Here is a 13083-nt window from a genome sequence, read left to right on the forward strand (position 1 = left end):
TACTTGACGGAGCTTAGAGCGCGCCACCGCTCGCGTCGTCGCGCTGCATGACCACGCTCGACGGCGCCGAGTGAACCGGCTTGGCGCCGCGAGGCGCCTTCTTCCGCCGCGCCAGCTTGTTCTCCAGCCACGACGCGAACCAGCTCAGGAGCAGGTTCAGCACGATGAAGATGATCGCGACGACGATCAGCGTCGGGATCGTGTTGCCGTAGAGACCGTTGAGCGGTCCGGAAGCGCGGATCAGCTCGTCGAAACCGATGGTCAGCTGACCGGCCAGCGCGGTGTCCTTGAGAATGACCACCAGCTGGCTGACCAGCGCGGGCAGCATCAGGGTGACCGCCTGCGGCAGCAGGACGGTCATCATGATCTGGGTCTTGCGCAGACCCAGCGCGGACGCGGCCTCGCCTTGGCCCTTAGGCAGCGACAGGATGCCCGCGCGGAACACCTCGGCCATGACCGAACCGTTGTAGAGCACCAGCCCGGTAACCGCCGCGAACAGCGGGCGGATCTCCGAGTCGATGTCGGTGTAGAACGCGAAGAACGCCGCGGCGAAGACCATCAGCAGCAGGACCGGGATGGCCCGGAAGAACTCGACGATGGCGGCGACCGGGACCCGGATCCACTTGTGCTCCGACATCCGGCCGATGCCCAGCAGCGCCCCGATCGGCAACGCGATCACGATCGACAGCGCCGCCGCCTTCAGCGTGTTGAGCAGACCGGGAAGCAGGAACTGGGTCCACGTCGAACCGTCGATGAAGGGCTTCCAGAGCGCGGCGGCCCACTGGCCCTTCTCGTCGAAGCCCACGTAGACGTAGTAGACGACCAGCGCCAGGACGAGCACGAAAAGAACGCTGTAGAGCCAGTTTCGCGCCCGCGCCTTGGGGCCGGGGATGTCGTAGAGAACGGTCTGTGTGCTCATCGCTTGACCTCGACCTTCTTGGCGACCCAGCCCAGCAGGAGGCCGAGGGGGAGGACCAGGACGACGAACCCGGCGGCGAAGAGGAAGAAGACCAGGAGCAGCGAGTCGGACTCGTTCTCCACCATCTCCGACATCAGCAGCGATGCCTCGGCCACACCGATGATCGAGGCGACCGTGGTGTTCTTCAGCAGGGCGATCATGACGTTGGTCAGCGGCGCGATCACCGACCGGAACGCCTGCGGCAGCACGATCAGCGTCAGCACCTGGATGAAGCCGAGGCCCAGTGCGCGAGCGGCTTCGGCCTGCCCGACCGGGACGGTGTTGATACCGGACCTCAGCGACTCACAGACGAACGTCGCCGTGTAGGCGATGAAGCCGAGGATCGCGAGCCGGAAGAAGTTGTCGTCCAGCGACGTCGCCGAATCCTTCGAAGCCAGGTTGAGCCCCAGAGTGGAGGACAAGCCCAGCGACGTGAAGACGATGATCACCGTCAGCGGGGTGTTCCGGAAGATGTTGACGTAGGCGGTGCCGAACGCCCTCATGATCGGAACGGGGCTCACCCGCATCCCCACCAGGATCGTCCCCCAGATCAGGGAGCCGATGGCGGAGAAGAACGTGAGCTTGATCGTCATCCAGAAGGCGCCGAGCAAGTCGTAATTGGGATTGTCGAGGAAATCGAACAAGGTGCTCAACCCAGCCTCGGTATGGGAACGGTGCGCCGCGGTACACGGCGCACCGTTCGATTCCTTTGATTCAGCGGCTCAGTGAGCCGGGTGTCAGGAGATGGCCGGGGGCTCGGGGATCTTGTAGCCCGACGGGCCGACATTCTTCTCCAGAGCGGCCTTCCACGCGCCGTCCTGCTGCATCTTCTTGATGGCGTTGTTGATCGCGGTGACGCTCTCGGCGTCATCCTTCTTCAGGCCGACGCCGTACTTCTCGTCTGTGAAGCCCTTGCCGACCAGCTTCAGCTTGCCGGGCTGCTGCGCGGCGTAACCGCCGAGGATCACGTCATCGGTGGTCATCGCGTCGACGGTCTTGTTGAGCAGCGCGGTGACGCAGTCGGTGTACTTGCCGACTTCCTGCAGCTGAACTTCCTTGGCGTACTTTTCCTTGACGTTCTGCGCCGGGGTGGAACCCTTGACCGAGCAGAGCTTCTTGTTGCCGGTCAGCGACTCCGGGCCGGTGATGTCGGTGTTGTCCGCCTGGACCAGCAGGTCCTGGTGGGCGATGAAGTACGGGCCCGCGAAGGCGACCTCGTTCTTGCGCTTGTCGGTGATCGAGTAGGTGGCGACGATGAAGTCGACCTCACCCTTCTTGATCAGGTCCTCGCGCTGCGCGGACTGCGCTTCCTTCCAGGTGATCGCCGACTCTTCGACGCCGAGCTCCTTGGCGATGTACTTCGCCACGTCGACGTCGAAACCGGCGTAGGTGCCGTCGGCCTGCTTCTGGCCGAGGCCGGGCTGGTCGAACTTGATGCCGACGGTCAGCTTCTTGTCGTTCTTGGCCTTCGCCACCAGGTTCTTGGCGCCGCTGGAGCCACTGCCGGCGTCCGACCCGCCGCCACCACAGGCGGAGAGGGCGAGACCGGCCGCCACGACGGCCGCGCTCATTCGCAGAACTCGGTTCAACCGCATTCTTCTCAGTTTCCTTCCGAATCTTGTTCCAGCCTTACCGGCCGGCGGGGAAGTCCTTAGTGGGTCAGGATCTTGCCGAGGAAGTCCTTGGCGCGGTCCGTCTTCGGCTTGGTGAAGAACTCGTCCGGCGTGGAGTCCTCGACGATCTCGCCGTCGGACATGAACACCACCCGGTTCGCCGCACGTCGCGCGAAGCCCATCTCGTGGGTGACGACGAGCATCGTCATCCCGTCCTTCGCGAGCGTGGTCATCACGTCGAGGACCTCCTGGACCATCTCCGGGTCCAGTGCCGAGGTCGGCTCGTCGAACAGCATCACCTTGGGGCGCATGGCGAGCGCGCGGGCGATCGCCACCCGCTGCTGCTGCCCACCGGACAGCTGCGCCGGGTACTTGTCCGCCTGGTTGGCGATGCCGACGCGCTCGAGCAGTTCCATCGCGGTCTTGCGGGCCTCGCCCGAGTTGACCTTGCGGACCTTCATCGGCGCGAGCATGACGTTCTCCACGATCGTCTTGTGCGCGAACAGGTTGAACGACTGGAACACCATGCCGACGTCGGCGCGCAGCGCGGCCAGCGCCTTTCCTTCGGCGGGCAGCGGAACGCCGTCCACCGCGATCTCACCGGAGTTGATGGGCTCCAGCCGGTTGATCGCCCGGCACAGCGTCGACTTGCCAGATCCGGACGGCCCGAGCACGACCACGACCTGCCCACGCGGCACCTCGAGGTTGATCTCCTTGAGCACGTGCAGGTCGCCGAAGTACTTGTTCACGGCGGCCGCCTTGATCATCGGCGCCGCCACCTCCGCGGTCATCTGGCCTCCAGGAGCGTTCGTTTGCAGGGGACTGCGGGGTCAGGCACCACGCGATGGCGGAAACCTACTCCCGTCGGACCGCTTGTAAAGGCGGCTTGACCAATACTTAGGGTTTCAAGTCCGTATCGTTCTCAAGCCGCCGGACGGCCCGGTCCACGCCCGTCCGGCGCTGATCAGCCTAGACAAGACAGGGGTGCCCCGTAACCGGGGTCACACGACATCTGTGACGCATCGTGACCAGACAGGACGCTCACTAGGCCGGATGGCCGAGCGGTACGGGCAGCGCGAGAGGTGACTCACCCCATAGAGTCGTTCTTCAGTCGTCGCGGTGCGGGGACGGCGTGAAAGGGAAAACACGGGTGCGGGTACTGCTGGTGGAGGACGACGACCGGGTCGCGGGCGCCTTGACGCCCGCGCTGACCCGGCGTGGCCTGACGATCAAACGCCTGGCCTCCGGCGCCGGGGTGCTCGACCTGGTGCACGAGGTCGACGTCGTGCTGCTCGACCTCGGACTGCCCGACATCGACGGGATGGTGCTGTGCCGCCGGATCCGCGCGGTCAGCGACGTCGCGGTGATCGTCGTTTCGGCGCGGGGAGAGGTCGACGACCGGATCCAGGGCCTGCGATCCGGCGCCGACGACTATCTGGTGAAGCCCTACGACGTCGACGAACTCGTCGCCCGCGTCGAGGCCGTGCGCCGCCGCCGCGGTGAACGCCCGGCCGCGCCCGAACCGGCGGGCGTCATTCGGGCGGGTGATGTGTCGGTCGATATCGGGCGGCATGAGGTGCAGGTCGACGGACAGCCGGTTTCGTTGTCCCGCAAGGAGTTCCAGGTACTCGCGCTGGTGGTCACCGCCCGCGGCGCGGTCTGCGCCCGCGACCACGTGCTGAGCGAGGTCTGGGGGCACCGCGGCCCGGCGGAGAGCCGTTCGCTCGACGTCCACGTCGCCACCCTGCGGACCAAACTGGGCAGGCCCGCGCTGATCGAGACCGTCCGCGGCGTCGGGTATCGCCTCGGCGGCGCCTACGGCCCGGCCGAAGAGGGCTGAACCGGTGCGCGTCCGGCTACAGGCGATCGTGCTGACGCTGGTCGCGGCGCTCGTCTTCGGCCTCGGCATCCCGCTCGCGCTCAGCGTGGCGGCCAGTGTGCAGCTCGACCTCTTCCTCGACCGCCTCACCGACACCTCCCGGTTCGCGTCGCTGGCCCAGCGTCCGCTGGTGGAGAACCGGCCGGACCTGATCGAGGACGAACTCCGCCGCTACACCGAGGTCTACGAGGTCCCGGTGGTGATCGCCGACCAGGACGGTGGGGCCGTGGTCAGCGCGCTCGGCGGGCCGGGCCAAGCCGCCCGGATCGACCTCAAGGACGCCGTCATCACCTCGCATCTCCAGCAGGCGCTGGCGGGACGGCGTTCGGAGCCCGGCCCGCTGCTGATGCCGTGGAACACCGAGCCGCTGGTGCTGGCCGAGCCGATTCTGATCGACGGCGAGGTGCGGGGCGCGGTGATCACGCTGTCCTCGACCGAGAAGGCCCGCACCGCACTGTTGTGGTGGTGGCTGCTGATCGCGGCGGGCGCGGTGCTGGCGTTCGGGCTCGCGCTGGTGGTGGCGGTGCCGGTGGTGCGCTGGATCCTGCGCCCGGTCCGCCGTCTCGACGACGCGACCGGCGCCCTGGTCGCCTCCGTGGTCAGCGGACGTGAGGTCGAGCGGGTGGGGGAGTCGGGCGGTCCGCCGGAACTGCGTCAGCTCGAACGGTCCTTCGACCGGATGGCCGCCAGCGTCGACGAGGCGCTGTCGGCGCAGCGCGCGTTCGTCGCCGACGCCTCCCACCAGCTGCGGAACCCGTTGACCGCGTTGAAGATCCGGCTCGGCAACCTCGACGGGCACGTCGACGACGACCTGGCCGCGGCGGACCTCGAAGCCGCCGTCGTGGACGCGCGACGGCTCAACCAGATCCTCGACGAACTCCTTTCGCTGGCCCGTGCCGAAGCATCGGGGGGCGAACTGGTGCCGGTCGGCATCGACGAGGTGGTGGGCGCCCGGGTCGCCGACTGGACCGTGGTCGGCGCGACGCGCGACGTCTCGCTGGTCGCTTCCGGGCTGGGCGGCGGTTTGCGGGTGCTCACGCCCGCGCGCGGGCTCGAAGTGGTGCTCGACGCGCTGCTGGACAACGCGCTCAAGTTCACCGAGCCGGGCACCGAGGTGCGGGTCACCGTCGCCGTCGCGGACGGGCAGGTGGAGATCGCCGTCCGTGACCACGGGCCCGGCCTGCGCGACGACGAACTGGAGCGCGCGGCGGACCGGTTCTGGCGCAGCACCGCGCATCAGAACGTGCCGGGATCCGGCCTCGGCCTGGCGATCGTCACCGAGATCATGGTCCGCTCTGACGGTTCGCTGCGGCTCGGCTCACCTGAGGGCGGCGGCCTCGAAGTGACCGTGACCCTGCCGGTCGTCAGTTCTTGAGCGCTCGGAAGTAGCGCAACGCGCCGGGATGCAGCGGCAGGGGAGAGGTCTCGATGGCGGGGTGGACGTCGATCGACAGCGCGGCCCCGGCCACCTTGCCCAGCTCGTCCCGCGCGTCGAACAACCCGCGGACCAGCGCTTCGGCGACGTCGTCCGACATCGAGGCGGGCACCACCAGGAAGTTCGGCAACACCAGCGTGGTCACCGGCTCCGCCAGGTTGTAGGCCGTCACGGGGATGGTCGCCGTGCGGTACACCGGGCTGGTGGCCCGCAGGGCGTCCGCGAGGTCGGTGATGTCGAGCAGCCGCAGCCCGACTGTCCGCACCCGCTCCGTGATCGACGGCGTCGGCACGCCGCCGGACCAGATGACGGCGTCGATCTGCCGGTTCTCCAGCGCGGGCAGCGCCTCGGTGAGCCCGAGGTTGCGCTGGTCGATCGCGCCGGTCAGGCCCGACGCCTCCAGCAACCGCCTCGACAGGAACTCGACGCCGGAGTCCGGCGAGCCGATCGCGACCTTGCGCCCCCGCAACTGGGCGAACGACTCGATCGACGAGTCGGCCCGGACGATGACGTGCAGGTAGTCGTCGTGCACGCGGGCCAGCGCGGCCAGCCCTGCCGTTTTCTCCGTGGCGACGTCCGCCGCGACGAACGCGACGTCGGCCCGGCCCGAGCGCACCCGGCCGATGTTGTCCGGCGACCCCTCGGTCTCCTGGACCTCGGGCCGTTCGGTGCCCAGCTGCGCGGCCCACGCGTCGGCCAGCGCCTCGGCGAGCTTGTCGTAGACACCGCCGTCGAGCCCCGCCGCGATGCGCACGTGCGTCGCGGACAGATCGGGCCCGCACCCGGTGACCAGGGCGCAGACCACGGCGACCACCGTCGCCAGTACCGCCGGTCTCCTCATGAGGGTCGATCGTGCCATGGAACCCCGTCCGCGTACCCTCGAAGGCGAGATGAGCGCGCGCACTTACCAGATCCGCACCTTCGGCTGCCAGATGAACGTGCATGACTCCGAACGTCTTGCCGGGCAGCTCGAGGACGCCGGCTACGTACCGGGTGACGGCGAGGCCACACCCGACCTGATCGTGTTCAACACCTGCGCGGTGCGGGAGAACGCGGACAACAAGCTGTACGGCACCTTGGGGCATATCCGGCCGCAGAAGACCGCGAAACCGGGCATGCAGATCGCCGTCGGCGGCTGCCTCGCGCAGAAGGACCGCGGCGAGATCGTCAAACGCGCGCCGTGGGTCGACGTCGTGTTCGGCACGCACAACATCGGCGCGTTGCCGACGCTGCTGGAACGCGCGCGGCACAACGCCGAGGCCGAGGTCGAAATCCTCGAAGCACTCGAGACCTTCCCTTCGACGCTCCCCGCGCGCCGCGAGTCGGCGTACGCGGGCTGGGTGTCGATTTCGGTGGGCTGCAACAACACCTGCACGTTCTGCATCGTCCCGGCGCTGCGCGGCAAGGAACGCGACCGCCGTCCCGGCGAGGTCCTGGCCGAGGTCGAGGCGCTCGTCGCCGAAGGCGTGCTCGAAGTGACCCTGCTCGGGCAGAACGTGAACTCCTACGGCGTCGAATTCGGCGACCGTCTCGCGTTCGGGAAGCTCCTGCGCGCCTGCGGTTCGGTGGACGGGCTGGAGCGCGTCCGGTTCACCTCGCCGCATCCGGCGGCGTTCACCGAGGACGTCATCGACGCGATGGCCGAGACGCCGAACGTGTGCCACCAGCTGCACATGCCGCTGCAGTCCGGCTCGGACCGGGTGCTGCGCGAGATGAAGCGGTCCTACCGCTCGGCGCGCTACCTCAAGATCCTCGACCGCGTGCGCGAGTCGATGCCCGACGCCGCGATCACCACCGACATCATCGTCGGCTTTCCCGGCGAGACCGAGGAAGACTTCCAGGCCACGCTCGACGTGGTCGCGCAGGCGCGGTTCTCCAGCGCGTTCACCTTCCAGTACTCGATCCGGCCCGGCACACCGGCCGCCGAGATGGACGGGCAGCTGCCGAAGGAGGTCGTGCAGGAGCGCTACGAACGGCTCGTGAAACTGCAGAACGACATCTCCTGGGACGAGAACAAGAAGATCGTCGGCCGCCGGGTCGAGCTGCTGGTCGCCTCCGGCGAAGGGCGCAAGGACTCCGAAACGCACCGGATGAGCGGCCGTGCCCGTGACGGCAGGCTCGTCCACTTCGCGCCGACGGGACCGCTGGTGGACCGCTCGGTGCGGCCCGGCGACGTCGTCGAGACCGTGGTGACCTATGGCGCCCCGCACCACCTCGTCGCCGACGGTGACCTGCTGTCGCACCGCCGGACGAAGGCGGGCGACAACTCCGAGGCCGGGATCCGGCCGAAGACCAACGGCGTGACGCTGGGCCTGCCGGGCTTCGGTGCCCCGGCCGTCGCGCCGGAACCGGTGAGCGGATGTGCGCTATGACCGAACCGAAGATCGACGAACTCGCCGCCGAGATCGACGAGGTCGGCGAGCGCGCGGCCAAGACGATCGAACTGGGCAGGCGCGGGTTCTCCATCGCCGTGCTGGCGTTCGTGCTGCTGATCGCGCAACTGCTGCCTTGGGTCGGCGAGCACGCTGGCTGGGACGTCCTGCTCGGCCGCGGCGGCGGGATCCCGCAGCTGTTCGCCGCGACCTCCACCGGCATCGGGGTGTTCGCCTCCGCCGTCGCGCTGGTGACCCGGCGCTGGTGGCTGGCCTGGGTCTGCGCCGCCGGCGGCTGGTTCGCCTCGGTCGACGGGATGCTCGCGATCTGGTCCCAGCAGTCCTCGCACGCGACCGGCGCGGCCGGTGGCGGCCCTGGCTTCGGGATGATCCTCGCCTGGTTCGCCACCGTCGCGCTGGCCATCTATTGGATGCGTGCCGCCTTCTCGCGTAGCTAGGCGCTGGGTCGAGACCACGGTCCGTGAAGGTCTCCTTCCCTACCTTGAGAGTCAGGGTCCCGGCAAAGTCGCAGAGCTGCTGGTCAGTGCTGCTCTTGGTGATCCGGGTTTGGCATCGCTGGTGCCTGAAAGGGTCGAGCGGGGAGGATTCCGGACGTTGAACGTCCGGATTCTTCCCCGCTCAGGGGCTCCGCAACCGTTGTGCCCGCTGACGGTGAAGGAATTGGGACGTTGAACGTCCCAATTCCTTCACCGTCAGCCTCACGCAGGTGGCGAATAGTCGCCTGACCTGCAAGATCTCGACTTTGCCGGGACCCTGACCTTGAGAGTAGGAAAGGAGGCCTTCACGGACTCCCAGAGAAGAGAACCTCGGCGGCCTGGCCGGGTGGGTCGTGAGTGGTAAGGACCTTCAGCCGACGCGCAGCGTCAGGTTGCTGGACGTGTAGGCGCTCGCGTAAAGCGTCGTCTCGGGGTGGTACGCCCGTAGCGTGATCACCGCGCTGAAGGAGAAGCTGAGCCTCAGGGAGAACGTCGAGTTCGGCCGGCAGGTGGTGTCGGCGATGTTCACCCAGACACTTCCCTGAAGCTGCTGCACGATGATCGCTTCGAGGCCGTCCGTGCCGTCGGACCGGGAGCCGCCCTCGACCTGAAGTTTCCCTTTGAGGGTGACCTTTTCGTTGACCTCGGCCTGCTTCTTGCTGAGCGAGGCATCGAGTTTGACCTTCTTCTTGCTGATTTCGGGAGAGGCCGGGACCGGTGCCGGAGAACCGATCGCCGACGCGGCAGGCGCGAGCCCTGCCACCAGAGCGCAACTGATCGCCAGGGCGGCGAGCGCCCGGCGTACTGGGGGAATCAGTGTCTGGTTCATGATCGAAGTTGAGCACGGCTGAGCGCGGAGAGCGCCCGAATACGCACTAACGAGCGATGCGTCCCTCCACAGTGGAATTAACCGCGGCCGCTCGGAACGTTCTCCGGGGTTGGCGGACGAGTGGGGAGGATTCGGGACGTTGAATGTCGCCGAACCGCCTTCTCGCGGAGCTAGCCCGACCCTCACCGTTCATAGCACGCGGGTATCTGTGCTGAGGGCCCGTCCCGCCACAGCCCGCCGCCCACCGCCGACATCCACTCCCGACTGCGATGAAGGACGCTTTCATAGCAAATTTCGCTATGAAAGCGTCCTTCATCGCAGCACTGTCATTCCCTCATGTACTTCAGGGCCCGGGTCACCGGTCCGCGATGGCCGCCTCAGCCGCTTCGAGCCACTCACGCCACTGCGCGGCCTGCTCGTCCGCCTTCTTCGCGCGCCGCTCGTCGCCCGCCGCACGGGCCTTCGCCGCCTGCGACTCGAACTGCTCGACCCGCTCGCGGAACTGCGCCGCCCTGGCCTGCGCCTCCGGGTCGGACCGCCGCCACTTGCTGTCCTCGGCCGACTTGATCGAGTCCTGCACGGCCTTCAGACGGCCGTCCAGTTCGCGGATGCGCTCGCGCGGGACCTTGCCGATCTCGTCCCACTGCTCCTGGATCTTGCGCAGGTGGTTCTTCGCCGCGTCGAGGTTCGAGGCCGGGTCGATCTTCTCGGCCTCGACGAGCAGTTCTTCCTTCTGCTGCGCGTTGGTCGCGAACTCGGCGTCCCGCTCGGAGAACACCGAGGACCGGCGCGCGAAGAACTTGTCCTGCGCGGCACGGAAACGCTGCCAGAGCGCTTCGTCGCTGTCCTTGGGCGCGCGACCGGCGGCCTTCCACTCGGTCATCAAGTCCTTGTAGCGGCCCGCCGTGTCGCCCCAGTCCTCGGACTCCGAGAGCGCCTCGGCCTCGGCGATCAGTTCTTCCTTGCGGTTCTTGGCACCCGCGCGCTGCTTGTCCAGCTCGGCGAAATGCGAGCCACGCCGCCGGTTGAACGCCTCGCGGGCCTTGGAGAACCGCTTCCACAGCTCGTCGTCGGTCTTGCGGTCGACACCCTTGACGGTCTTCCACTCGTCCAGGATCGCGCGCAGCCGGTCGCCCGCGGCCTTCCACTGCGTCGACTCGGCGGCGAGCTTCTCGGCCTCGTCGGCGAGGGCCTGCTTGCGGACGACGGCGGCCGCGCGGGCCTCTTCCCGTTCCTGTTTGGCCGCGGCCAGTGCCTTTTCGGCGTGGGCGATGACCTGTTCGATGCGCCCGCCCAGCGCGGCGATGTCGCCGACGACGGCGGCTTCGGCGAGACCGTCACGCAGCTGCGTGGCCGTCGCCAGCGCGTGCTTCGGATCACCGGCACCGGACTCCAGCCGCGTCTCCAGCAGCTCGACCTCGGTGCGCAGGTCGTCGAACCGGCGCGCGTAGTGGAGCAGACCCTCGTCCGGGCTCCCGGCCTGCCAGACACCGACCGCGCGTTCGCCGTCGGGCGTGTTGACGTAGACCGTTCCTTCGTCGTCGACCCTGCCCCAAGCGGACGGGCTGGGCTCGGCGGGCGGCACGGGGGGTGCGGGGTGCCCGCCACCGAGCGCGTGCGGCACCGGGTGCGGAGCCGGGGTACCGGTGGACGTGTTCTCCTGGGCCATCGCAGGCTCCTTATCGCCTGTACGCCCGCTGGCGCGGGCGCCCCGCCAAGCGGCGGGGCCGGGTAATGCGTTGCCGTCGTGCTTCGGGGGTATCAACCCCTTGCGGCATTCAAGCAGCTCAGCGTCCACCGTGGAACCAGATGAAGCACCAGAGAGCAGTGATCCTACTTCCGGTGGACCCTTTGTGTCGGTGGGTTGCCGGTCGTTCGGGCGAGGGAAGGTAACGTCGGCGGCCGTGATCCGCCGTGTCGCCGTGCTCCCGCAACCCCCGCTGCTCATCCCCGAACTGGCCGCCGGAGCGGCGGACGAGTGCGCCGAGCTGCGCGAAGCCTGCCTCGAAGCCGTGCGCCGCCTGACCAGCGCTTCTGAAGACTGGCTCGTGATCGGCGCGGCGGCGGGCGCACCGGAGGTCCCGGAACACGCGAGCGGCTCTTTCCGCGGTTTCGGCGTCGACCTCGGTGTCTCACTCGGCCGGGTGACAGGGCCCGAAACGGAGCTGCCGTTGCCCGCGCTCGTGGCCGGTTGGTTGCGTGAGCAGGGCGGCGCGACGTCCGCTCGCGTCCGTCTCGTCGACCCCGGCACCCCGCCTGACCAGTGCGAACTGTTCGGACGTGAATTGGGGGAGCCCGTCGCGGTGCTCGTTCTCGGTGACGGTTCGAGCCGGCACGGCCCGCGTTCCCCCGGCGGTGAGGACGAACGAGCCGAGTTCCTCGACGAGCGAGTCCGTGACGCGCTGGCCAGGGCCGACGCCGGGTGGCTGGCCGGACTCGATCCGGACTTCGCGGCCGAACTCGGGGCCGGCGGCCGCGCGCCTTGGCAGGTGCTCGCCGGGCTGGCGGCGGACGGCGAATGGACCGCCGACGTCCTCTATTCGGCCGCGCCGTTCGGTGTCGGCTACCACGTCGCCGTCTGGGAGCACGCGTGATCCGGCCGGTCGCGGTCGTCGGGCCTACGGCGACCGGGAAGACCGCGCTGGCGGTCGACCTCGCCCTCACCCTCGGGGGTGAGGTGGTCAACGCCGACGCGTTGCAGCTGTACCGCGGGATGGACATCGGGACGGCCAAGGCGACCGCCGAGGAGCGGCGAGGCGTGCCGCATCACCTGCTGGACGTCCTCGACGTCACCGAGACGGCCTCCGTCGCCGCGTATCAGCGCGACGCGCGCGAACGCGTCGAAGACCTCCTCGACGCCGGCCGCGTGCCGATCCTCACCGGAGGGTCGGGGCTCTACATCCAGGCCGTGCTCGACGATCTCAAGTTCCCGGGCACCGACCCCGCCATTCGCGCCCGGCTGACCGCCGAGGCCGACGAGATCGGCGTCGCCGCGATGCACGACCGGCTCACCGGACTGGACCCGGTCGCCGCCACGGCCATCCTGCCGACCAACACCCGCCGCATCGTGCGCGCGCTGGAGGTCATCGAGATCACCGGCGAACCGTTCTCGGCGAACCTGCCGAAACCGGGACCCGCGCGCTACGACACGGTCCTGATCGGCATCGACCGCGAACCGGCCGAACTCGACGCCCGCGTCGACCGCCGCGTGGAGATCATGTTCGAAGCCGGACTCGTCGGCGAAGTCCGGACGCTGCTGGGCCAAGGGCTTCGCGACGGGCTCACGGCATCACGGGCGCTGGGCTACCAACAGGTGATCGCCGCGCTCGACGGCGACGAGGACTTCAAGACCGCCGCCGAGGCCACCGCGCAGGCAACCCGGAGGTTCGTGCGGAGGCAACGTTCCTGGTTCCGGCGGGACAAGCGCATCGAGTGGTTCGACGGCGGTTCGGAGCGGCTGGCCGAACGCGTCCTCGAGGCGACGGCCCAGTAACCTGAGC

The 13083-nt window shown here is 68.6% G+C and carries 13 protein-coding genes; 6 read left to right on the top strand and 7 right to left on the bottom strand.

Annotated elements, in window-relative coordinates; translation table 11 throughout:
- Positions 1-13: 13 nt before the first annotated feature.
- The 4 genes from ACLARN_RS13715 to ACLARN_RS13730 form a co-directional block, all read right to left on the bottom strand.
- Complete coding sequence (locus ACLARN_RS13715; RefSeq protein WP_409491748.1) at positions 14-919, bottom strand: amino acid ABC transporter permease; 906 nt, start codon at positions 917-919, stop codon at positions 14-16.
- The gene (locus ACLARN_RS13720; protein ID WP_409491749.1) at positions 916-1611 is read right to left on the bottom strand and encodes an amino acid ABC transporter permease; all 696 of its coding nucleotides are present in this window, start codon (positions 1609-1611) and stop codon (positions 916-918) included. The genes ACLARN_RS13715 and ACLARN_RS13720 overlap by 4 nt, the downstream gene beginning before the upstream one ends.
- An 84-nt stretch (positions 1612-1695) precedes the next feature.
- Positions 1696-2553: a glutamate ABC transporter substrate-binding protein gene (locus tag ACLARN_RS13725; protein WP_409491750.1), complete on the bottom strand. Its 858-nt coding sequence runs from the start codon at positions 2551-2553 to the stop codon at positions 1696-1698.
- A gap of 56 nt (positions 2554-2609) precedes the next feature.
- Positions 2610-3338: an amino acid ABC transporter ATP-binding protein gene (locus ACLARN_RS13730; protein WP_409491890.1), complete on the bottom strand. Its 729-nt coding sequence runs from the start codon at positions 3336-3338 to the stop codon at positions 2610-2612.
- Positions 3339-3721: 383 nt separating this feature from the next.
- Between ACLARN_RS13730 and ACLARN_RS13735 the strand changes: the two genes are divergently transcribed.
- On the top strand, positions 3722-4411 hold the full coding sequence (locus ACLARN_RS13735; protein WP_409491891.1) for a response regulator transcription factor: 690 nt from the start codon (positions 3722-3724) through the stop codon (positions 4409-4411).
- Positions 4412-4415: 4 nt separating this feature from the next.
- On the top strand, positions 4416-5825 hold the full coding sequence (locus ACLARN_RS13740) for an ATP-binding protein (protein WP_409491751.1): 1410 nt from the start codon (positions 4416-4418) through the stop codon (positions 5823-5825).
- Here the strand turns inward: ACLARN_RS13740 and ACLARN_RS13745 are convergent.
- The gene (locus ACLARN_RS13745; protein WP_409491752.1) at positions 5815-6726 is read right to left on the bottom strand and encodes a TAXI family TRAP transporter solute-binding subunit; all 912 of its coding nucleotides are present in this window, start codon (positions 6724-6726) and stop codon (positions 5815-5817) included. The genes ACLARN_RS13740 and ACLARN_RS13745 overlap by 11 nt on opposite strands.
- A gap of 16 nt (positions 6727-6742) precedes the next feature.
- On the opposite strand from ACLARN_RS13745, the gene miaB reads away from it, so the two are divergent.
- Both miaB and ACLARN_RS13755 read left to right on the top strand, forming a co-directional pair.
- Complete coding sequence (gene miaB, locus ACLARN_RS13750) at positions 6743-8257, top strand: tRNA (N6-isopentenyl adenosine(37)-C2)-methylthiotransferase MiaB (protein ID WP_409491892.1); 1515 nt, start codon at positions 6743-6745, stop codon at positions 8255-8257.
- Positions 8254-8715, top strand: coding sequence for a hypothetical protein (locus ACLARN_RS13755; RefSeq protein ID WP_409491753.1), 462 nt, complete (start codon positions 8254-8256; stop codon positions 8713-8715). The genes miaB and ACLARN_RS13755 overlap by 4 nt, the downstream gene beginning before the upstream one ends.
- 409 nt (positions 8716-9124) lie before the next feature.
- On the opposite strand, the gene ACLARN_RS13760 is transcribed toward ACLARN_RS13755, so the two are convergent.
- Entirely contained in the window at positions 9125-9583 is a 459-nt protein-coding gene (locus ACLARN_RS13760; protein ID WP_409491754.1) for a hypothetical protein, read from the bottom strand.
- 355 nt (positions 9584-9938) lie between these two features.
- Positions 9939-11252: a DUF349 domain-containing protein gene (locus tag ACLARN_RS13765; protein ID WP_409491755.1), complete on the bottom strand. Its 1314-nt coding sequence runs from the start codon at positions 11250-11252 to the stop codon at positions 9939-9941.
- Positions 11253-11487: 235 nt separating this feature from the next.
- Here ACLARN_RS13765 and ACLARN_RS13770 point away from each other — a divergent pair, with 235 nt between their 5' ends.
- Entirely contained in the window at positions 11488-12177 is a 690-nt protein-coding gene (locus ACLARN_RS13770) for a class III extradiol dioxygenase subunit B-like domain-containing protein (RefSeq protein ID WP_409491756.1), read from the top strand.
- Positions 12174-13076 carry a tRNA (adenosine(37)-N6)-dimethylallyltransferase MiaA gene (gene miaA / locus ACLARN_RS13775; protein ID WP_409491757.1) on the top strand — a complete coding sequence of 301 codons (903 nt, stop codon included), beginning with the start codon at positions 12174-12176 and terminating at the stop codon, positions 13074-13076. The genes ACLARN_RS13770 and miaA overlap by 4 nt, the downstream gene beginning before the upstream one ends.
- Positions 13077-13083: the final 7 nt, after the last annotated feature.

The sequence above is a fragment of the Amycolatopsis sp. cmx-11-12 genome, from assembly GCF_046269425.1.
Taxonomy (GTDB): Bacteria; Actinomycetota; Actinomycetes; order Mycobacteriales; family Pseudonocardiaceae; genus Amycolatopsis.

Coding starts and splice junctions, on each gene's coding strand:
- ACLARN_RS13765 (WP_409491755.1), bottom strand. CDS start 11,252: ATGGCCCAGGAGAACACGTCCACCGGTACCCCGGCTCCGCACCCGGTG.
- ACLARN_RS13730 (WP_409491890.1), bottom strand. CDS start 3,338: ATGATCAAGGCGGCCGCCGTGAACAAGTACTTCGGCGACCTGCACGTG.
- ACLARN_RS13725 (WP_409491750.1), bottom strand. CDS start 2,553: ATGCGGTTGAACCGAGTTCTGCGAATGAGCGCGGCCGTCGTGGCGGCC.
- ACLARN_RS13760 (WP_409491754.1), bottom strand. CDS start 9,583: ATGAACCAGACACTGATTCCCCCAGTACGCCGGGCGCTCGCCGCCCTG.
- ACLARN_RS13755 (WP_409491753.1), top strand. CDS start 8,254: ATGACCGAACCGAAGATCGACGAACTCGCCGCCGAGATCGACGAGGTC.
- ACLARN_RS13715 (WP_409491748.1), bottom strand. CDS start 919: ATGAGCACACAGACCGTTCTCTACGACATCCCCGGCCCCAAGGCGCGG.
- ACLARN_RS13745 (WP_409491752.1), bottom strand. CDS start 6,726: ATGAGGAGACCGGCGGTACTGGCGACGGTGGTCGCCGTGGTCTGCGCC.
- miaB (WP_409491892.1), top strand. CDS start 6,743: ATGGAACCCCGTCCGCGTACCCTCGAAGGCGAGATGAGCGCGCGCACT.